The organism is Papillibacter cinnamivorans DSM 12816 (assembly GCF_900176335.1).
GTDB classification, from domain to species: domain Bacteria; phylum Bacillota; class Clostridia; order Oscillospirales; family Oscillospiraceae; genus Papillibacter; species Papillibacter cinnamivorans.
Genome location: NZ_FWXW01000004.1, coordinates 49,147 through 65,134, shown reverse-complemented (window position 1 = coordinate 65,134; position 15,988 = coordinate 49,147). Strand labels below are relative to the sequence as shown.

The following is a 15,988-nucleotide window of genomic DNA, read 5'->3' as shown; positions in this document are numbered from 1 at the left end:
CGGGAAGGAGAGGGTTTTATGGCACATGATCGAGCAATCCTCCATAGCGATTTGAACAGCTTTTATGCCTCTGTAGAAACCATGCTGAATCCAACACTGCGAGATAAAGCCATTGCAGTCTGCGGATCAACAGAGGACCGCCATGGCATCGTCCTGGCCAAATCCGAAAAAGCCAAGAAAGCAGGCATCAAGACAGGCATGGTCAACTGGGAAGCCAGACAGAAATGCCCTGGTCTCATCATGGTTCCACCGCAATATGAGCAGTATCTGAAATACTCAAAGCTTACCCGGGAGATCTATCAACGCTATACGGATCAGGTTGAGCCCTATGGCATGGATGAGTGCTGGCTGGACGTGACCGGCAGTCTAGGCGTCTGTGGAAGTGCTCTCTCTATTGCGGAGGAGATCCGGCGCACAACCCGAGAGGAGTTAGGTCTTACCGTCAGTATCGGCGTGTCCTACAACAAGATTTTCGCTAAGCTTGGCAGCGACATGAAAAAACCGGACGCCATCACCGTCATTAATCGAGATGACTTTCAAGAGAAAGTATGGCCGCTTCCGGTCTCAGATCTCTTCTATGTAGGACGTGCGACCGACAAGAAGCTTAGTCGCTACGGCATCAAGACCATTGGAGAGCTGGCCAGGGCTCAGCGAGACTTTTTGAAAAGCACCTTGGGCAAGAACGGAGAGATGCTCTGGTTCTTTGCCAACGGCGATGATCAGTCGCGTGTGATGAAAAACGACTTCCATTCACCGGTGAAATCCATTGGACATGGCACGACCTGCATCTCAGACCTGGAAACCAATGATGAGGTTTGGAAAGTAATGCTCCACCTGACCCAGGACATCAGCCATCGGCTGCGAGTCCATGACATGAAAACCAATGGCGTCCAAATCACAGTGAAGGACAATACCCTATCCTATCGTCAATATCAGATGCAGCTGCCCATGGCGACCCAAAGCCCCATGGAGATTGCCTCAGCAGCACGGTATCTGTTTGAAAATAACTACGACTGGCATACATTTGTACGGGCAGTAACTGTTCGCGCCATCAACCTCGAACCCAAATTCATGCCACAGCAGCTGATGCTCTTTGATGATGCTGCCAGACGGGCAAGGCTGGAAAAACTGGATGATACCATCGAGATCATACGAGGTCGCTTTGGGAAATGGTCGATCTATTCAGCCTCCCTGTTAGGCAGTATGAAAGCATCTGGAGACAGCAGTCATGAGGTCATCATGCCCGGCATCATGTACGCCTAGTACAGGAGGGATACCCAATGAGAACCGTCAAGATCAAATGTAATCGAGAAAGAAGACTCTTTGACACCATAGAAGGCTCAAAACTGAAGATTCTGATCAAGTGCAGCAATAAAAAGGTCTGCCCCTACAAGTCAGACTGTCTGAGGACCACCGAGATCGTCCTTGGAGCAGAGAAAGAAGCCTTTGACGAACTCTACAAAGCCATCAATTGTCCCCACTGCGGGAAACGGCTTTTCGACGTCACCACCGACAGCGTAAGCATTGTCACCATTAAATGTGAGATGTGCGGAAAAGTCGCAACCATTCCAGTCGTCGCAGACCAGGGATGAACTCATTATCTGATTATGGAGCACCGGCGCACTTATTGAAGTAGCGACCACCGCACAAACAGGCAATGAACAACTGAATATCAATCGATACCGAGCACCGGAGCCGATTCACTGAGCTACCACCGCCGGATGATTACTCAATTGAGAGGATCATCCGGCCTTTTTTATTCAGTAATCAGCTTTTTTGGCAGTGTTTCACCAATGACAAGCTCCCTGCCAAAAGGAGCCTGTCATGTTTATTTACAGCCAAGTGAATAGAGCTGGCTGTCTTGCCTCACCGAGATGCCGCAGCCCGCCGCCTCCTTCTTGTTCGCCGCTAACAAGCCAACAACGAGAAGGAGAATGAAAATGAAAAAGATTAATCTGCGGGACGTATACCCGTTTTATGAGAATGACTGTTTTGTCATGGTCGATGATGAGATCGCTGAGATCTTCGAAGAATCCAAACGCAAAGAGCTGAATTATCAGAGAAAAGTTTATTGGAACAAGTCCCAATATTCACTGGATCGGGATGACGGGATCGAGCATGAAGCAATTTTTGTCTCCCTGTCACCCTATGAGATCTATGAGCGGAAGATGACGAAGCAGGAGCTGCATTCTGCCATCGCAAAGCTGCCGGATATCCAAGCCAAACGAATCTATGCTTACTACTTTCTGGAGATGAGCAAGACTGAGATTGCCCAAGCAGAAGGCGTCAGTGTTATGGCTGTCTGTAAGTCCATTAGCCAAGGATTGAAGTCTTTAGAAAAAGAATTGAAAAATTTTGAGGAATAGGGTTTAAAAATGACCTTCAAATCTCATGGCTTATGAGAGGGACTTTTATCTTCTCATAAAATCGATCTTTGACAACTTCATATAAGAGAACCGGATACCTTTGGTGCATGAGCCGCAAGGACAAGCCAGGCAGCAGGTACGCTATGACCTTCGTTTCACGAAGAGAGCGACAAATACCCTTGCTGCTGGTCGATCTTGGCAGATCGGCTGGCCATGACCTTGTGCATCAGATAATGATACTTCCGTATAGTCACAGTCCGAGCGTGATCAAACCGTCGCAGGCAATGAGTACGGCCCGCCATCAGAATGGAGGGAGGTGAAAGTCCTATGAGAGCGTATGCCAGCGCTTGTCCGGTCCATCCAAAGAACAAGAATCAAATACAGCAGCCGCACCCTGAAAGATCCCGCATAAAATTAGCGGAAAGATTGATTCAGGTGCGGCTGTTCTCTATTAAGTGAAGGGAGGTTTTTGCATGAGCACCACTTTATCCAGTAAGGACGCCTACAGCCTCATGCTCAAAGATTATCCCGACGTGATGAATATTGATCAAATGTGTGAAATTCTTGGTGTCAGCACCAAGACAGGTTATAAGCTCCTGAAAAACGGTGACGTGACCTATATCAAAATTGGGCGGACCTATCGCATCCCCAAAGCGCACATCATATCGTATCTCAGAGTCGGAAATGAACAGCCATCCATTTGAACCTCCACAACATTGCATGGAGCAACTTGCCCATGATACGCTCAAAGTGTCAACGGCAGGTAATCGGAGCTACAAACAAAGGAGGTTTTTATAATGGTAGCAGGACACCTGCAAGAAAAGAAAGGCTATTTCTACATGGTGCTTACTTACAAGGACCATGAAGGAAAGCGCAAGAACAAATGGATTTCTACGAAGTTGCCCGTAAAAGGGAATAAGAAACGGGCTCAGGAATTACTGCGGGAAGCGAGAAAGACCTTCGAACCGGACATCCCAGTTCCGACGGAAGATATGCTCTTCAGTGACTTTCTCAAACAATGGCTGGAGATAGCCAAAAGCACAATCCAATTAACCACCTATTCAAGCTATATAGGTATGTCAAATTCAGCCATATTACCATATTTCGAAGAGAAAAAAATCAAGCTAACTGACTTGAAGCCTAAGGATATCCAGGACTTCTATACATTGCAACTAAAGCGAGTGAAGGCTAGCACAGTCATACACTATCATGCAATCATTCACAAAGCGCTGAAGTATGCAGTTAAGATTGAGCTGATCCCAACGAATCCAGCCAGTAAAATTGAACGACCCAGGCAGGAACGGTTTGTGGGGAGCTTCTACGATACCAAAGAAGTCAATCAGCTATTTGAAGCAGCTAAAGGAACGAACCTGGAGATCCCGATCCTACTTGGTGCCTTCTACGGACTTAGAAGAAGCGAAGTGGTCGGTCTAAAATGGAGCGCAATTGACTTTGAAAATAACTCATTAGTAATCAAACACACTGTTACAGCTTTTAATCTTGATGGCAAACATATCATTCAAGCAAAAGATTCAACCAAGAATAAATCCAGCATGAGAACTTTGCCTCTAGTCCCAGCTTTCAAAGAAAAACTTTTAGCTATGAAGGAAAAACAGGAATTTAACAGAAAGTTATGCGGAAGATCCTATAGCAAAGACTACCTGGATTACGTGTGTGTCAATGAGCTAGGTGTTAGACTTCGTCCTGGGTATATCACCACAGCCTTTCCTAAGCTGCTAGAAGATCATGGCTTAAGAAGAATTCGCTTCCATGATTTGAGACACAGCTGCGCTAGCTTGCTGCTTGCAAACAATGTTCCGATGAAGCAGATACAAGATTGGCTTGGACACAGTGATTTCTCGACAACGGCCAATATCTATGCACATCTGGACTATAACTCAAAAATCTCATCAGCTCAGGCTATGGTCGATGGATTGAATTTCGTCATTGAAACACCGAAGGAGGTTGAACAGAATAATGGCTCTATCCAACCAAAATAATGACAAAAAACAAGTCTTCTCTGAAAGCAAAGAAAAAAGCGGCTTCCCTCAAACTGAGGAAAACCGCGGGTTTTTGGCGGAGGGTTAGGGATTCGAACCCTAGGTCCCTTTCGGAACACGACTTTTCGAGAGTCGCACCATCGACCACTCGGACAACCCTCCAATATATCTCCAAACATCAGGTCTCAGAAATCCCTCGGAAAAAGGAGAGAACTGATGGAGAGAACAATGGGTATTCAATTGTCAAACCGACTCATAAAAACGAGTCATATCAACGCTTTCGGAGTTTAGGTTACCACATATCGCTTTCGGTTTCGAGTGCGGACCCTTCGACCACTTGGGTACCTCTCCATATTGAGTTTTTTCAGCCCTGAAAATGCTTCGAAAAACAGGGCATTGCTAGCAATTGAATGCAGTATTTTCGGAATAGCGGTTTAAAAAAAGCCCGGAAAGCCTTGAAAACAAAGGATTTCTGATTTCACAGCTCACCAACGCGGCGGACATTTTCGAGTCAGGGCCGTTATGACCACTTCGATACCGCTCCATGTAATTTCCATCTGTGGTGCCGGAAGGTTTCACCGATACTCTGCCCGGCCGAAAACCGCGCTGCTGGCCGCGGACTGATTCGGTTTTCCTGCTGGGCGTTTTAATCATGGCGCATTACTTAAAATACATCATTCCGAACTTTTTGTCAATTGTCATTCGTTTTTATTGTGATTGCCTGCCCAATCTGCTATAATAAGTAAATAAACTGCTCATGCGGTCCGGACGGCTCCGATTTCTTTTCCGCATTACACATACGGGGCCGAAAACGGCATATTTATGTAGTGGACAGTCTGCACGGCATGCTGAGCATACATCGCTTATCATATTTCTGCCGCAGGCGGCAATACATTCCGATCGAGTGTGAGGTTTTTATGGCTGACGGCTATCTGCGGGAAGTGAATCTGGAGCTGGGAATGCCCCAGGCGGATGCGGCCATCAAACGCCTCACCTTTGAGCTCAGAAACAGCGTCTCCCTGGGAGCCGCAGCGGTCAAGATTATACATGGATACGGTTCCTCCGGTACGGGCGGGAAAATCCGGATCGAGACACGGCGTTATCTGGAATCGCTCAAACAAAGACGGCATATCAAGAACTATATTACCGGAGAGCAGTTTTCCATCTTTGACGAAAACACCCGGGCAGCTTTTCTCCTCTGTCAGGATTTAAGGCGCGACCGGGATCTGGAGCGCCACAACAACGGGATCACGATAGTCATTTTATAGCCGGGTACAGGAAAGGAATGTAAAATGAGCGATATCATAAAGCGGATTCTGAGCGACGCCGTTGTCGGAGAAGACGGCATCATCCATGTGGATACTTTTCTCAACCATCAGCTGGACACCGTTTTTTTGGAGGATGCAGGCGAGGAACTGGCGAAGCGCTTCAAGGGGGCCGGGATCACCAAGGTGCTGACGGTGGAGAGCTCCGGCATAGCGATTGCGTGTTTTACGGCGCGGGCTCTCGGCGTTCCCGCTTTGTACGCCAAAAAGTTTCAGACCGGATATATGAGCCCCCAGGTTTATGAATCCGAGATCCATTCTTTTTCCCTCAGCAAGGGGTATACCCTTCGGGTCTCCAAGCAGTGCCTGGACGAAAACGACGTGGTACTGATTGCGGACGATATCCTGGCCAATGGGCAGGCTATTCTGGGGCTTCTGGAAATTGTGGCGAAGGCCAAGGCGGAGGTTGCCGGCGTGGGCGTTGTAATCGAGAAGGGCGGCAAGGACGGCGGAAGGATCCTTCGGCAGATCGGGATCCGGCTGGAGTCCCTGGCCGTTGTCGACAAGGTGGAAAACGGCAAACTTGTTCTAAGAGATTGATTAACATTTAGCGAACCGGATATTTCCGGTTCGCTTTTTCATGCTGCTCTGAGCCTGCGGCTGCCGAAAAACAGGGGTCATCCCCTTGCCCCCTTTGGGACTTTGTGCTAAAATATATGGAAGCGTATACACAGGGAGGTACTTCTATGGGAATCAGGCATTTGATTGACTTTTGCGACATGTCCCTGGAAGAATGGAACGATCTCTATACCGATTGCTGCAGCATTATCGACCGTCCGGAAAAATTCATCGACGCTTGCCGCGGAAAGGTGATGGCCAACCTTTTTTACGAGCCCAGTACACGGACAAGTTTTTCTTTTCAAACCGCCATGCTTCGTCTCGGCGGTAGTATTTTTGGCTTTTCCGATCCCAAGCAGTCCTCCATCGCCAAGGGAGAAACCCTCAAGGACACCGTCAAGATGTGCTCCGGCTATGCGGATGTACTGGTGATGCGGCATCCCCGCGAAGGCGCGGCCCGGGCGGCCTCTTTATACTCGGACGTACCGGTCATCAACGCCGGAGACGGCGGGCATCTGCATCCCACTCAGACCATGACGGATCTTACCACCATCACCCGCCTGCGGGGCGAGGTGGGCGGAATGAACATCGGCCTGTGCGGTGATCTGAAAAACGGACGGACGGTGCACTCCCTCATCAAAGCCCTTTCCCAGTTCCGGAACATCCGCTTTTTCCTGATCTCCCCGCGGGAGCTTTCGATTCCGGATTACATCCGGGCCTACATGCAGGAGCACAACCAGTGGTGGATCGAGGTCACGGGCCTGGACGCCACCATGCCTCAGCTGGACGTTCTCTATATGACAAGGGTACAGCGGGAGCGATTCACCGATCCCCTGGAATACGAGCGGAACAAGGGCGTATATGTGCTCAACCGGCGCAAGCTCAGAAACGCCAAACCGAATCTTCTTATCATGCATCCCCTCCCCCGGGTGGATGAAATCGACATTGAGGTGGACGAGGATCCCAGAGCCGTTTATTTCGCCCAGGCCCGGTTCGGTATGTTCGCCCGGATGGCACTTCTTCGCAAGATGACATCACTTCCCCGCCTTGTGCCGGAGCCCGCCGCCATCGGCAGAGAGCCCCTCTGCCGGAACCCCAACTGCATCACTCAGACGGAACCCTACCTGCCTCCTCTGGTAAGCAGCGTGGGGGGCATGGAGTGCTGCGGATACTGCGATAAAAGGCTTTAGCCGAGTGCGAACACGCCGGTATCGGAGAAATTTCATGTTGACAATTCATAGCCGACTATGCTATTATTCTAAGGCTGGTAATCGGCAGAGCGCGATTTTGCGGGTGTAGTTCAATGGTAGAATTCCAGCCTTCCAAGCTGGCCGCGTGGGTTCGATTCCCATCACCCGCTCCAATATGCGCCTGTAGCTCAGGTGGATAGAGCAACTGCCTTCTAAGCAGTAGGCCGGGGGTTCGAATCCCTTCAGGCGTACCATTTCGCGCATGGCTTGCTGTTCACGGCGAATGCAGTTACCGGCAAGGCCTTCCTATGGTGGGTATAGTTCAGTTGGTTAGAGCGCCAGATTGTGGATCTGGAAGTCGTCGGTTCAAGTCCGATTACCCACCCCAATAGTTTTTAGATGTGGATATAGGGAGCGAGCCGGCTTTCCCTGCTGCGCTTTCTATATCCACCCCTAATTTCTGTGATGGGATGTAGCCAAGTCGGTAAGGCACCAGACTTTGACTCTGGCATTCGCAGGTTCGAGTCCTGCCATCCCAGCCATGACCCATTAGCTCAGTCGGCAGAGCACCTGCCTTTTAAGCAGGGTGTCCGCAGTTCGAATCTGCGATGGGTCACCACCGGAATATAAGGGAAACCGCCGGAGCGCAACGCTTTGGCGGTTTCTTGCTTTTTTGGGCGCATTTTAATCTCTGCGGCGAGCATCCGCCGGATACCCAAACCCAGCCGGTATATATAAGCATAACGGAATTTGTAAAGGAGGAACATCATGACGCTTCCACTGAAACTATGGCTCTGGCTTTCCGTCATTACGGCCGTTCTTGGCGCAGTTTTGTTGTTTCCCATCGGCACGGTTCCATTAAACATTTTGTTTCTTGTCGTCAAAGCGGGCATGATAACCGGGCTCATGCTTCTGATTTTCAAGCGAAGACGGATCGGCTTTTCTTTGTGGTCCATCTTCTGCGCAGGCGCCGTCCTTATGACAATTCTCAAATGGAACCTATCCGGGCAGGTTTCTTTTCTGATTATCATCAGCATCATCGTGGATATCGTCATGCCTGCCGTCGCCTATAGTTTAATGAAGAAAAGTACAAGTGAATTCAGATAACAGAGCCAATCCGAAAAGCCGCCCTAAAGGGGCGGCTTGAACTTGTCAAAAAAGGCGTTCCGCCTTTTTCGACAAAAGGGCTTGCAGTCTGCCGTGCGCCTCGCCGTCCGCCTATGGCGGACGGTTTGACGCTTGCAGCCTGAAAAGTTTTTCGGGCACGTACACGCCGCGCCCGAAAATGATCCGATTTTTTTTCGTCGCTCCGGCGGCGAAACTCTGCGAGGCTTTTTCGACAGTCTGAAGCCGCCCTAAAGGGCGGCTTTTCGGCAATCAGCATCTCAAGCGGTCGTCTTCATATTATTGGAGATGCACCTGATTTTTTCAAGCAAATCATTTAGTTTTATGGGCTTAATGCTCATATAGGAAATATCCACGTTGGGATTATCTTTGTAGATATTATTCGTTACCGCAGCGGACAGGATAATAAATTTCGTCCGCCGAACCGTATCGGAATTAAAATATTGCTTCACCACTTCCAAGCCGTTCATAACAGGCATGAGCAGGTCGAGAATGACAACGTCGGGGTTTGTTTTTTTTATCATATCAAACGCGCTTTTCCCGTTGTAAGCTATTCCCGCCACTTCCATGTCGGTCTGCATGCTGATTGCGTCATTCAATATATCACAAAATTCCACGCAATCGTCCGCTATCAGTATTCTTGATTTTTTAGTCTTCATACATACCACCATTACTCAATTCATCTGTTAGCTTTGTTTTCAGTTTTTTGTTTTTCATCGCAGCATATAGTATGGAAATCGCAGACAACAGCTGCGTTACGCTGATCGCCGATGCGGTGACGGACAGGGCGGGGTTGAATATCTCAATCGCCAGGACGACCGCGCACTGCATCACAACGATCGTCCGGGCTATTTTCCTCATTCTGCGCGCCTTTTCATCGCTCATCGGGTAATTCTTATGCTGAATCGGCGCAAGCAGAAACACCATAATCAGACTTGCGGCAGAAAAAACGATATGCAGGATGAGGAAGGGCTCGATAAGGGGAACGGATACCACTGCAATTACCCAGCAGGCCATCGTCATCAAAAAGCATCGCAAATGCGTCATGGCATGATATCCGCCCGCAAAGCTTTGAAGAAGCGAAAAACAAACTAGAAAAAGCAGGGACTCGATAAACAGATTCAAAAACAGACTGATAATCAGTATCGTACAAATATTCAGTATAAATATCAGGGTAATTTCCAGGCCGTATTGATAAATATCGCGGTCTTCTTCCTTCACATTCCCGTATTTGAAAATGAAGTGCATTGTTTTTTCAATTATTTTTTCATACATTATCATCCATCCTTTGCCTTCAGCTAACCAAAGGAATCATGATCTGGGATTCAAATAAACACAGCTCATGCTTTCTGTTGACATACCCGCCGTACTTTTCAGCGATTTCGTCGATATGCTTCAGACCGATTCCGTGAAAACTCCCAGCCTTGTCCGAAATATATGTGGACCCCGACATTTTTACTACGCCGTTTGTGGAATTGCGAACATGAATATAAAGCTGGTTTTTCAGCACCTTCATTTCTACCGAGATAAACTGCTCCTGATCGGGATTTTCTATTTTGTCGCAGGCTTCAATTGCATTATCCAACAGATTCCCCAGAAGGATACACAGATCCGTGTCTTTGCAGGTCAGACAGGACGGGACCTCAATATCGGTGGAAAACGCTATCTTATGATTGCGTGCTATTATCATTTTGGTCCCAAGGATCGCGTCAATCGTCGTATTCCCGCTGCATGCGCTCAGGAGCACATCCGAACTGTCTTTCATATCATTGAGATAGTTTTCAAGCTTGTCGTATTTCCCCAGCTGAAGATACCCGTGCAATACCTGCAGGTGGTTGTGAAAATCATGGCGCCAGCCCCGGATTTCCTCATACAGGCTGGATATTTCCTGATTGTGTTTTTGCAGCATATCGCTTTGCTGCAGTTTCGCCTGCATGAGCAGATTGTTTTCCACCTGTGCTGAGAGGCTGTCATAAAAAGCAAATATGATAAAGTTAATCAACAGTATACCAAGGGAAGCGCCTAATAACAGGAACTGACTGCTCACCGTGTTGACCGGCCCCAAACCATACTCAAACAATAAGAACATAATCAAAAAACTTGTAAGCGGAGCGAAAATAAACAGGAACTTAATAAACCCGTTTGTGAGATTGTCCATGCTCCTTTTCTTGGCCAGGAAGTAAAACACAATAAACTGAACAAATTTGCAGAAAATCAGCAATTGAAAACGCGTTGCCGATTGTTGATAAGATATTATTTCTAATGTAACGCCAGGCAATTGCAGCCCAATGGCTATACCCAGAATTGCAATGGCTGCTATGATGGCCGTTCCAATTAGCGTCCAAAATATTTTCCCGAAGAGTTTTCCCTTTCGGAACAGTATGACGTAAATCAAAACGATCGCGGGCTCGAAGATAAGATCCGGAATCCATGTGAGTAGCCCTAAGCTGATTAGCGTCATTCCAGCAGTATTTATGATAAGTGCAACCACAAACGGAATTTTGCTGTCCGTCTTTGGGGGAAACTTGCAATTGATTAAGTACAGGAACAGATATACCTCAATCAAATTTACGATTGTCTCTATTCCTATCCATATAATATTCATACCCCTATTCCCCTCGCATAGTACTTCAAAAATGCATCATTTAACGCATTCCAGCGGCTTTTACTAACAGGAATACGGGTCCCGTCATCCAGAACGGCTTCCATTCTGCTCACGGTATTGACAAAATGCAGGTTAATGATAAAGGATCGGTGGCAGCGGAAAAACTGACTGGCGGGGAGTTCCTTTTCGAGGTCTTCAATTTTTTTCTTAAAGCTGAACGTTCCTTTTGTGGATCTGACAATTATGTAATGGGAACGTATTTCGAAGTCGTAGATTTCATTGTACAACAGCCGCACGCTCTGTCCTTCCGACGGAATGACATAGGTCTCCTCTCCCCGAAGTATCATCAGCTCCTTCGCCCTGTCCAGGCAAGCGTATAATTCTTTTTTGCTGACGGGCTTGAGCAGGTAACGGAGCGCTTCTATCTCATACCCCTGTAAAACGTAATCCTTCATTCCTGTAATGAGGATGATGATCAGCTTCTCGTCCGTCCTGCGCATAATCCGGGCCAGTTCAATACCGGATAGAACCTTCATCTTGATGTCCAACACAGCAAGATCGAATTTTTTCCCCTCGGACCAATGAAAAAGCAATTCCGGCGAATTGGTATATGTAAAAAGTTCCAATTCTATGCCTCTCTGCTCTCCCCAGCTCCGTACGAAGTCAACGACCACTTCAATCTGCTCTATCTCGTCGTCACAAATAGCAATACGCATAGCGAGCCTCCCCGGACAGATTCCACTTACCTATGCATAAATTATACCATCCTGACGCAATTTATCAAAATATGTTATTTAAATTTTTGCAGTAAAAAAGGCCCGATACCCATCTGCATCGGGCCTTTTCGTTATTGAATCTCTCTCTCTACTTCAATAACTTCGAGGGAACCTTGGGTTGATACATGGTAAAAATACTGCATGTGCCGGCGCTTGCAAAAGATACGAGTACAAAGAGGGCCGCTGCGCTACTTGCAATATAGCTTAATATCTTTTTCATCATATCAACTCCTTTATGTTTGGTGGTTATATGTATGATGACATACTGAAATTAATTTTTGGAAATTATTCGTAAAACATCATTTTTAGTGCGTATATATCAATATTCGTTCATTCGCGCACCGTATCGGCAAGATAATTCCATATTATTCCTCCCTTTGCGAGAAAAAACCGCATGGTACCTTTTTTAAAGAAATATACGCAATTTGTAACCATGCTGCAGTTGAATGTAATATTTTACCGGTATATGATGGCTTTAAAGCGGTTCCACCGGCGCGTGCCCATCGGCCGGAACGCATTGGGATAAGAGGGGATAACATGAACGAAACAAAAAACCGGCTGTTTGCGAATATCATATTCGCGTGCATCATCGTGGCGGGAATTATTGCGTCATCTTTTATCGTTACAAACGCGGTGGTTAGGATCAAAAGCCAAAGCAACACCATCACTGTGACCGGTTCCGCCAAGCAGCAGATCACTTCCGACCTTATCATCTGGTCCGGCAGCTTTACCGCGCAGTCTCCGAATCTGCAGGACGCCTATACCCAACTGAAGACCAACAAGGACAAGGTGTTAAGCTATCTTACGGATCAGGGCGTTTCCGAAAACGAGCTTGTCTTCTCCTCCATCAACACGAACATCTATTATGTGATTTCCACCTACGGCATGTACACCAACGACGTGGATTATTATCAGCTGAGCCAGACCGTCACCATCACCTCCGGCGAGATTGATAAGATCACGGAGCTCTCCCGCAGCTCCACCGATCTCATCAACGACGGCATCCCCTTCCAGTCCAACGCACCGCAGTACCAGTACACCAAGATCGCCGATCTCAAGGTGGCCATGCTGGCCGAGGCAGCCAAGGACGCGACAAAGCGGGCCCAGATGATCGCAGAAAACGCCGGCAGCAAGCTTGGAAATCTGACCTACGCCGATATGGGCGTCATCCAGATCACTCCCCTGTATTCCAACGAGGTATCCGATTACGGGATGAACGACACCTCTTCTCTGGAAAAAGAGATCACCGCGGTCGTCCACTGCAAATTCAGCATCGGTTGACAAAAAACTCACAAACTCAATAAAAGTTAAAAGGCTGCCCGATGCTTTGCATCGGGCAGCCTTTTCGGGTTCGCAGGTTCCATGCTTCATCGGTTCAAAAAGCGAAACACCATTTCTGCACCGTACTCCGGAACTGTCCCGCCGGCGCCTGACGCGATCACCTTAAACCGGGTCACGCACTGAAAAGAATCCATGTGTTCCAGGATTTCCTGCGCCAGCTCCCGCTGTATACTGCCGATCTGAATACCGTTTACGTAAACACCCAGCTCCGGGGCTCCGTCCCGCTCCGTTTTGACGACGTTGACCATATAGTTTCCCTGAAAGGGCGCTTCTTTCTCCTTGATTTTCCGCAGGATTTCCTGTCTGGACGTCCCGTCCTCATTGAGGAGGGAAGCGTCTTCCAGCCGGGTTTTCACCAGCCGGAACCTCGGTTTTCCTGACAGCGCCAGCAAAACGAAACCCGCCAGGAGAAGCCCCAGCCCCATGGGTATGCTGCGGGAGAAGACGGAAATGGAAACGGCAAAGGCCAGTATGCCGAAAGCCCTGAATATCCATCTTGCTGCCATGAGCCATCGCTCCTTTCTTCCGAATACCGCCGGGCGGCTTCCTTCGCGGTGTGTTTCCGGAAAACGATCTCTCTGCACAGAGGCAATCCGCTTCCCGGAATTAAATTTCGTTCAGAGCCAGCGGAAATTGGGCGCTGTCTCTGATGCTCATGTTACAGGCCCCTGATGGCCTGCAGAACCTCCTGAATATCCGGAAGCTGGGAAATGGGATACACCTTGACCCAGCGCACCGTTCCCTCGCCGTCCACTATGATATTGGCTCTTTCGGAAAAACCCAGCTTTTCGTTGAATATCCCATACTCTTCCGCAACCTTCCCGTGGGGCCAGAAGTCGCATAGAAGACTCACCTTCTGGATCGCGATCGCCTCCGCCCAGATTTTCTTGCTGGGGACCGTATCCACGCTGGCCCCAAAGGGTACGGTGCCTAACTCCTGAAAGCGCTCCCAGTTTGTCTCCAGCGAGCGCATCTGATCCAGGCAAACGCTGGTCCAGGCCAGAGGATGCCAGGAGAGAAGAACGGTCTTTCCTCTGTAATCCGACAACTTTATGCTCTGGCTTTTCTGATCCTTCAATGAAAATTCCGGCGCCTTCATTCCGGCTTTCATGAGTTCCATCTGTTTCCCGTCCTTTCCATACGTGAATGAGATTTATTTTTTCTATAGTCCTAGTTCTATTGTATCACAAATCCGCGGAAAACCATCCTGTTTTTCCGTGGGTGTGCGCCGGATCATTCTATGCCAAAAATAAAGAGACGGGCCGGAAGGCTCGTCTCCTTTTGGCGATCTACGGCTTTACGCCCGCTCGGGCACTTCCGTGAATTTGCTGAAGTCCAGCGGCTTGCTGAACAAAATGGTAATTCCGCCGGCTGCGCACACTATACTGAGGGTCACAAAAACAGGAATATAGCTTCCGGTGACTGTCGCGGCTATTCCGGAGGCGATGGGGCCCAGAGCGCCCGCGAAATAGTTTATCGGGCTGGATATGCCCATCACCCTTGGGAAATTGGTGTTTCCCATATACTCCACAATGGTGAGGGTGGTTGCGATATATCCAACTCCCTGCCCCAGGCCCACTAGTGCCCCTCCTATGTAGATCAGGGGAAGGTTTCCCGTCATGGCGGTGATCATCAGAAGGCCGGCCGCCAGGAAGAGGCTTCCGAAGGAAAGACCATGCTTAGGTTTAATCGTTTTTCCGCAGATGAATCCGAAGGCAAATCTTCCCAGCAGGCTCACCACCGTGACGATGGAAATGACCACGACCGCCTGATCGCGGGGAATCCCGCCGTAGACCAGATACAGCACAATCTGGCCGATGCACGCATAGTAGAGCATGCTGCGGCCCAGGGTATTGAAGAGGATATGGTACAGCGAAGGCTGACTGAAAATCTGCTGCATGGTGAGCCGGGGAGCGCTGGGAGAAGCTTCAGCGGCTCCGGGATGCCTTCTGTGGTATTCCTTGCCGTCGGAACATTCTCCGATGGAGGACGGCCGGTCGACAATCACGAAGACGGAAATCGCAATGGAAACGGCGGCAGCTCCCGCAATAAAAATCCAGCCCTGGGTCCAGCTTCCCGCATCCACAATCCTGTTGAGCAGAATGGGAGAGATAAATCCGCCGATGCCACCGGCGGAAAGCAAAACGGCAAGCGCCATGTTTTTTCGCTGTGAAAACCATTCGTTCACCGCACTCTGGGTGGTCAGGATTCCCGCAAATCCCATGCCGGCACCCATCACCAGCCCGTAAGCGCCTATAAAGGGGATTTCGCCAAGGCCGAGATACGCTATGGCGAGGGACCCGGTTATAATGAGGATGCTCCCGAGAATAAAAGGGAGCCGCACCCCCTTTTTATCGATGAGGTTGCCCACAAAAGGGCCCGTGAGACCCTGCATCAACGTACACAGGCCTACGGCAAAGCCGATGGCGGCCGCATCAAAGCCCCGTTCCTCGGCCATCACCGCGTTGAGCGCCGCCGTCCCGTAAATCGTAAGACCCAGGTTGCTGAAATAGATAATCCATACGGCTGCCAGTATGATATACCCATAAAAGAATTTACCGCTCCGTCGGGCTTTCAACATGATGTACCCAGTCGCTTCCTTCCCTGCCGATAGGCTGGTGTCCGTTATTCCAGAAGAATAACTGAACTTGTTCATTTGTATTTATTTATACCCCCAAACGGTGCCTGTTTGCAACAGGAAA

General features: G+C 48.8%; 18 protein-coding genes and 6 tRNA genes. 15 read left to right on the top strand and 9 right to left on the bottom strand.

The genetic code is table 11. The features are described from left to right. Positions 1–18: 18 nt before the first annotated feature. From dinB to B9A13_RS07130, 5 genes are all read left to right on the top strand, one after another. The gene (gene dinB / locus B9A13_RS07150) at positions 19–1,263 is read left to right on the top strand and encodes a DNA polymerase IV (RefSeq protein WP_084234464.1); all 1,245 of its coding nucleotides are present in this window, start codon (positions 19–21) and stop codon (positions 1,261–1,263) included. Between the two features lie 17 nt (positions 1,264–1,280). Further along, complete coding sequence (locus B9A13_RS07145; RefSeq protein ID WP_084234463.1) at positions 1,281–1,592, top strand: hypothetical protein; 312 nt, start codon at positions 1,281–1,283, stop codon at positions 1,590–1,592. Positions 1,593–1,940: 348 nt separating this feature from the next. Beyond that, complete coding sequence (locus tag B9A13_RS07140) at positions 1,941–2,366, top strand: sigma-70 family RNA polymerase sigma factor (protein WP_084234462.1); 426 nt, start codon at positions 1,941–1,943, stop codon at positions 2,364–2,366. Between the two features lie 473 nt (positions 2,367–2,839). Then, positions 2,840–3,070: a helix-turn-helix domain-containing protein gene (locus tag B9A13_RS07135; protein WP_084234461.1), complete on the top strand. Its 231-nt coding sequence runs from the start codon at positions 2,840–2,842 to the stop codon at positions 3,068–3,070. Between the two features lie 93 nt (positions 3,071–3,163). After that, positions 3,164–4,366 (top strand): tyrosine-type recombinase/integrase, encoded by a 1,203-nt coding sequence (locus B9A13_RS07130; RefSeq protein WP_084234460.1) that lies wholly within the window; start codon positions 3,164–3,166, stop codon positions 4,364–4,366. Between the two features lie 74 nt (positions 4,367–4,440). Here B9A13_RS07130 and B9A13_RS07125 read toward each other — a convergent pair. Further along, positions 4,441–4,528: transfer RNA gene (locus B9A13_RS07125), tRNA-Ser, on the bottom strand. 755 nt (positions 4,529–5,283) lie between these two features. On the opposite strand from B9A13_RS07125, the gene B9A13_RS07120 reads away from it, so the two are divergent. The 9 genes from B9A13_RS07120 (at position 5,284) to B9A13_RS07080 (ending at position 8,546) form a co-directional block, all read left to right on the top strand. Further along, positions 5,284–5,634, top strand: coding sequence for a Smr/MutS family protein (locus B9A13_RS07120; protein WP_084234459.1), 351 nt, complete (start codon positions 5,284–5,286; stop codon positions 5,632–5,634). A gap of 24 nt (positions 5,635–5,658) precedes the next feature. Further along, complete coding sequence (locus tag B9A13_RS07115; RefSeq protein ID WP_084234458.1) at positions 5,659–6,231, top strand: xanthine phosphoribosyltransferase; 573 nt, start codon at positions 5,659–5,661, stop codon at positions 6,229–6,231. Between the two features lie 146 nt (positions 6,232–6,377). Further along, positions 6,378–7,439, top strand: a complete 1,062-nt coding sequence (gene pyrB, locus B9A13_RS07110) for an aspartate carbamoyltransferase (protein ID WP_242942814.1) — start codon at positions 6,378–6,380, stop codon at positions 7,437–7,439. A gap of 99 nt (positions 7,440–7,538) precedes the next feature. Further along, a tRNA-Gly gene (locus tag B9A13_RS07105) sits at positions 7,539–7,612 on the top strand. A 4-nt stretch (positions 7,613–7,616) separates the two neighbouring features. Continuing rightward, positions 7,617–7,693: transfer RNA gene (locus B9A13_RS07100), tRNA-Arg, on the top strand. A gap of 57 nt (positions 7,694–7,750) precedes the next feature. Further along, positions 7,751–7,827: transfer RNA gene (locus B9A13_RS07095), tRNA-His, on the top strand. Between the two features lie 78 nt (positions 7,828–7,905). Continuing rightward, positions 7,906–7,981 (top strand) — tRNA-Gln (locus tag B9A13_RS07090). Position 7,982: 1 nt separating this feature from the next. Beyond that, positions 7,983–8,058 (top strand) — tRNA-Lys (locus tag B9A13_RS07085). Positions 8,059–8,207: 149 nt separating this feature from the next. Then, on the top strand, positions 8,208–8,546 hold the full coding sequence (locus tag B9A13_RS07080) for a hypothetical protein (RefSeq protein ID WP_084234457.1): 339 nt from the start codon (positions 8,208–8,210) through the stop codon (positions 8,544–8,546). Positions 8,547–8,824: 278 nt separating this feature from the next. Here B9A13_RS07080 and B9A13_RS07075 read toward each other — a convergent pair whose 3' ends face one another. From B9A13_RS07075 to B9A13_RS14660, 5 genes are all read right to left on the bottom strand, one after another. Beyond that, complete coding sequence (locus B9A13_RS07075; protein ID WP_159448060.1) at positions 8,825–9,223, bottom strand: response regulator; 399 nt, start codon at positions 9,221–9,223, stop codon at positions 8,825–8,827. Next, complete coding sequence (locus tag B9A13_RS07070; protein ID WP_159448059.1) at positions 9,213–9,839, bottom strand: accessory gene regulator ArgB-like protein; 627 nt, start codon at positions 9,837–9,839, stop codon at positions 9,213–9,215. The genes B9A13_RS07075 and B9A13_RS07070 overlap by 11 nt, the downstream gene beginning before the upstream one ends. Positions 9,840–9,858: 19 nt before the next feature. Beyond that, complete coding sequence (locus B9A13_RS07065; RefSeq protein WP_084234454.1) at positions 9,859–11,169, bottom strand: sensor histidine kinase; 1,311 nt, start codon at positions 11,167–11,169, stop codon at positions 9,859–9,861. Continuing rightward, positions 11,166–11,885, bottom strand: coding sequence for a LytR/AlgR family response regulator transcription factor (locus B9A13_RS07060; protein ID WP_084234453.1), 720 nt, complete (start codon positions 11,883–11,885; stop codon positions 11,166–11,168). Before B9A13_RS07060 ends, B9A13_RS07065 begins: the two co-directional genes overlap by 4 nt. A gap of 148 nt (positions 11,886–12,033) precedes the next feature. Continuing rightward, entirely contained in the window at positions 12,034–12,165 is a 132-nt protein-coding gene (locus tag B9A13_RS14660; RefSeq protein WP_159448058.1) for a cyclic lactone autoinducer peptide, read from the bottom strand. Between the two features lie 317 nt (positions 12,166–12,482). On the opposite strand from B9A13_RS14660, the gene B9A13_RS07050 reads away from it, so the two are divergent. Then, complete coding sequence (locus B9A13_RS07050; protein WP_084234451.1) at positions 12,483–13,226, top strand: SIMPL domain-containing protein; 744 nt, start codon at positions 12,483–12,485, stop codon at positions 13,224–13,226. A gap of 86 nt (positions 13,227–13,312) precedes the next feature. Here the strand turns inward: B9A13_RS07050 and B9A13_RS07045 are convergent, their stop codons facing one another. The 3 genes from B9A13_RS07045 to B9A13_RS07035 form a co-directional block, all read right to left on the bottom strand. After that, positions 13,313–13,792 (bottom strand): hypothetical protein, encoded by a 480-nt coding sequence (locus tag B9A13_RS07045; protein ID WP_084234450.1) that lies wholly within the window; start codon positions 13,790–13,792, stop codon positions 13,313–13,315. A gap of 152 nt (positions 13,793–13,944) precedes the next feature. Continuing rightward, positions 13,945–14,406: a redoxin domain-containing protein gene (locus B9A13_RS07040; protein WP_084234449.1), complete on the bottom strand. Its 462-nt coding sequence runs from the start codon at positions 14,404–14,406 to the stop codon at positions 13,945–13,947. A gap of 177 nt (positions 14,407–14,583) precedes the next feature. Next, the gene (locus tag B9A13_RS07035) at positions 14,584–15,867 is read right to left on the bottom strand and encodes an MFS transporter (protein WP_159448057.1); all 1,284 of its coding nucleotides are present in this window, start codon (positions 15,865–15,867) and stop codon (positions 14,584–14,586) included. Positions 15,868–15,988: the final 121 nt, after the last annotated feature.

Coding starts and splice junctions, on each gene's coding strand:
- B9A13_RS07050 (WP_084234451.1), top strand. CDS start 12,483: ATGAACGAAACAAAAAACCGGCTGTTTGCGAATATCATATTCGCGTGC.
- B9A13_RS07040 (WP_084234449.1), bottom strand. CDS start 14,406: ATGGAACTCATGAAAGCCGGAATGAAGGCGCCGGAATTTTCATTGAAG.
- pyrB (WP_242942814.1), top strand. CDS start 6,378: ATGGGAATCAGGCATTTGATTGACTTTTGCGACATGTCCCTGGAAGAA.
- B9A13_RS07130 (WP_084234460.1), top strand. CDS start 3,164: ATGGTAGCAGGACACCTGCAAGAAAAGAAAGGCTATTTCTACATGGTG.
- B9A13_RS07065 (WP_084234454.1), bottom strand. CDS start 11,169: ATGAATATTATATGGATAGGAATAGAGACAATCGTAAATTTGATTGAG.
- B9A13_RS07120 (WP_084234459.1), top strand. CDS start 5,284: ATGGCTGACGGCTATCTGCGGGAAGTGAATCTGGAGCTGGGAATGCCC.
- B9A13_RS07145 (WP_084234463.1), top strand. CDS start 1,281: ATGAGAACCGTCAAGATCAAATGTAATCGAGAAAGAAGACTCTTTGAC.
- B9A13_RS07070 (WP_159448059.1), bottom strand. CDS start 9,839: ATGTATGAAAAAATAATTGAAAAAACAATGCACTTCATTTTCAAATAC.
- B9A13_RS14660 (WP_159448058.1), bottom strand. CDS start 12,165: ATGAAAAAGATATTAAGCTATATTGCAAGTAGCGCAGCGGCCCTCTTT.
- dinB (WP_084234464.1), top strand. CDS start 19: ATGGCACATGATCGAGCAATCCTCCATAGCGATTTGAACAGCTTTTAT.
- B9A13_RS07115 (WP_084234458.1), top strand. CDS start 5,659: ATGAGCGATATCATAAAGCGGATTCTGAGCGACGCCGTTGTCGGAGAA.
- B9A13_RS07140 (WP_084234462.1), top strand. CDS start 1,941: ATGAAAAAGATTAATCTGCGGGACGTATACCCGTTTTATGAGAATGAC.
- B9A13_RS07045 (WP_084234450.1), bottom strand. CDS start 13,792: ATGGCAGCAAGATGGATATTCAGGGCTTTCGGCATACTGGCCTTTGCC.
- B9A13_RS07080 (WP_084234457.1), top strand. CDS start 8,208: ATGACGCTTCCACTGAAACTATGGCTCTGGCTTTCCGTCATTACGGCC.
- B9A13_RS07035 (WP_159448057.1), bottom strand. CDS start 15,867: ATGTTGAAAGCCCGACGGAGCGGTAAATTCTTTTATGGGTATATCATA.
- B9A13_RS07135 (WP_084234461.1), top strand. CDS start 2,840: ATGAGCACCACTTTATCCAGTAAGGACGCCTACAGCCTCATGCTCAAA.
- B9A13_RS07060 (WP_084234453.1), bottom strand. CDS start 11,885: ATGCGTATTGCTATTTGTGACGACGAGATAGAGCAGATTGAAGTGGTC.
- B9A13_RS07075 (WP_159448060.1), bottom strand. CDS start 9,223: ATGAAGACTAAAAAATCAAGAATACTGATAGCGGACGATTGCGTGGAA.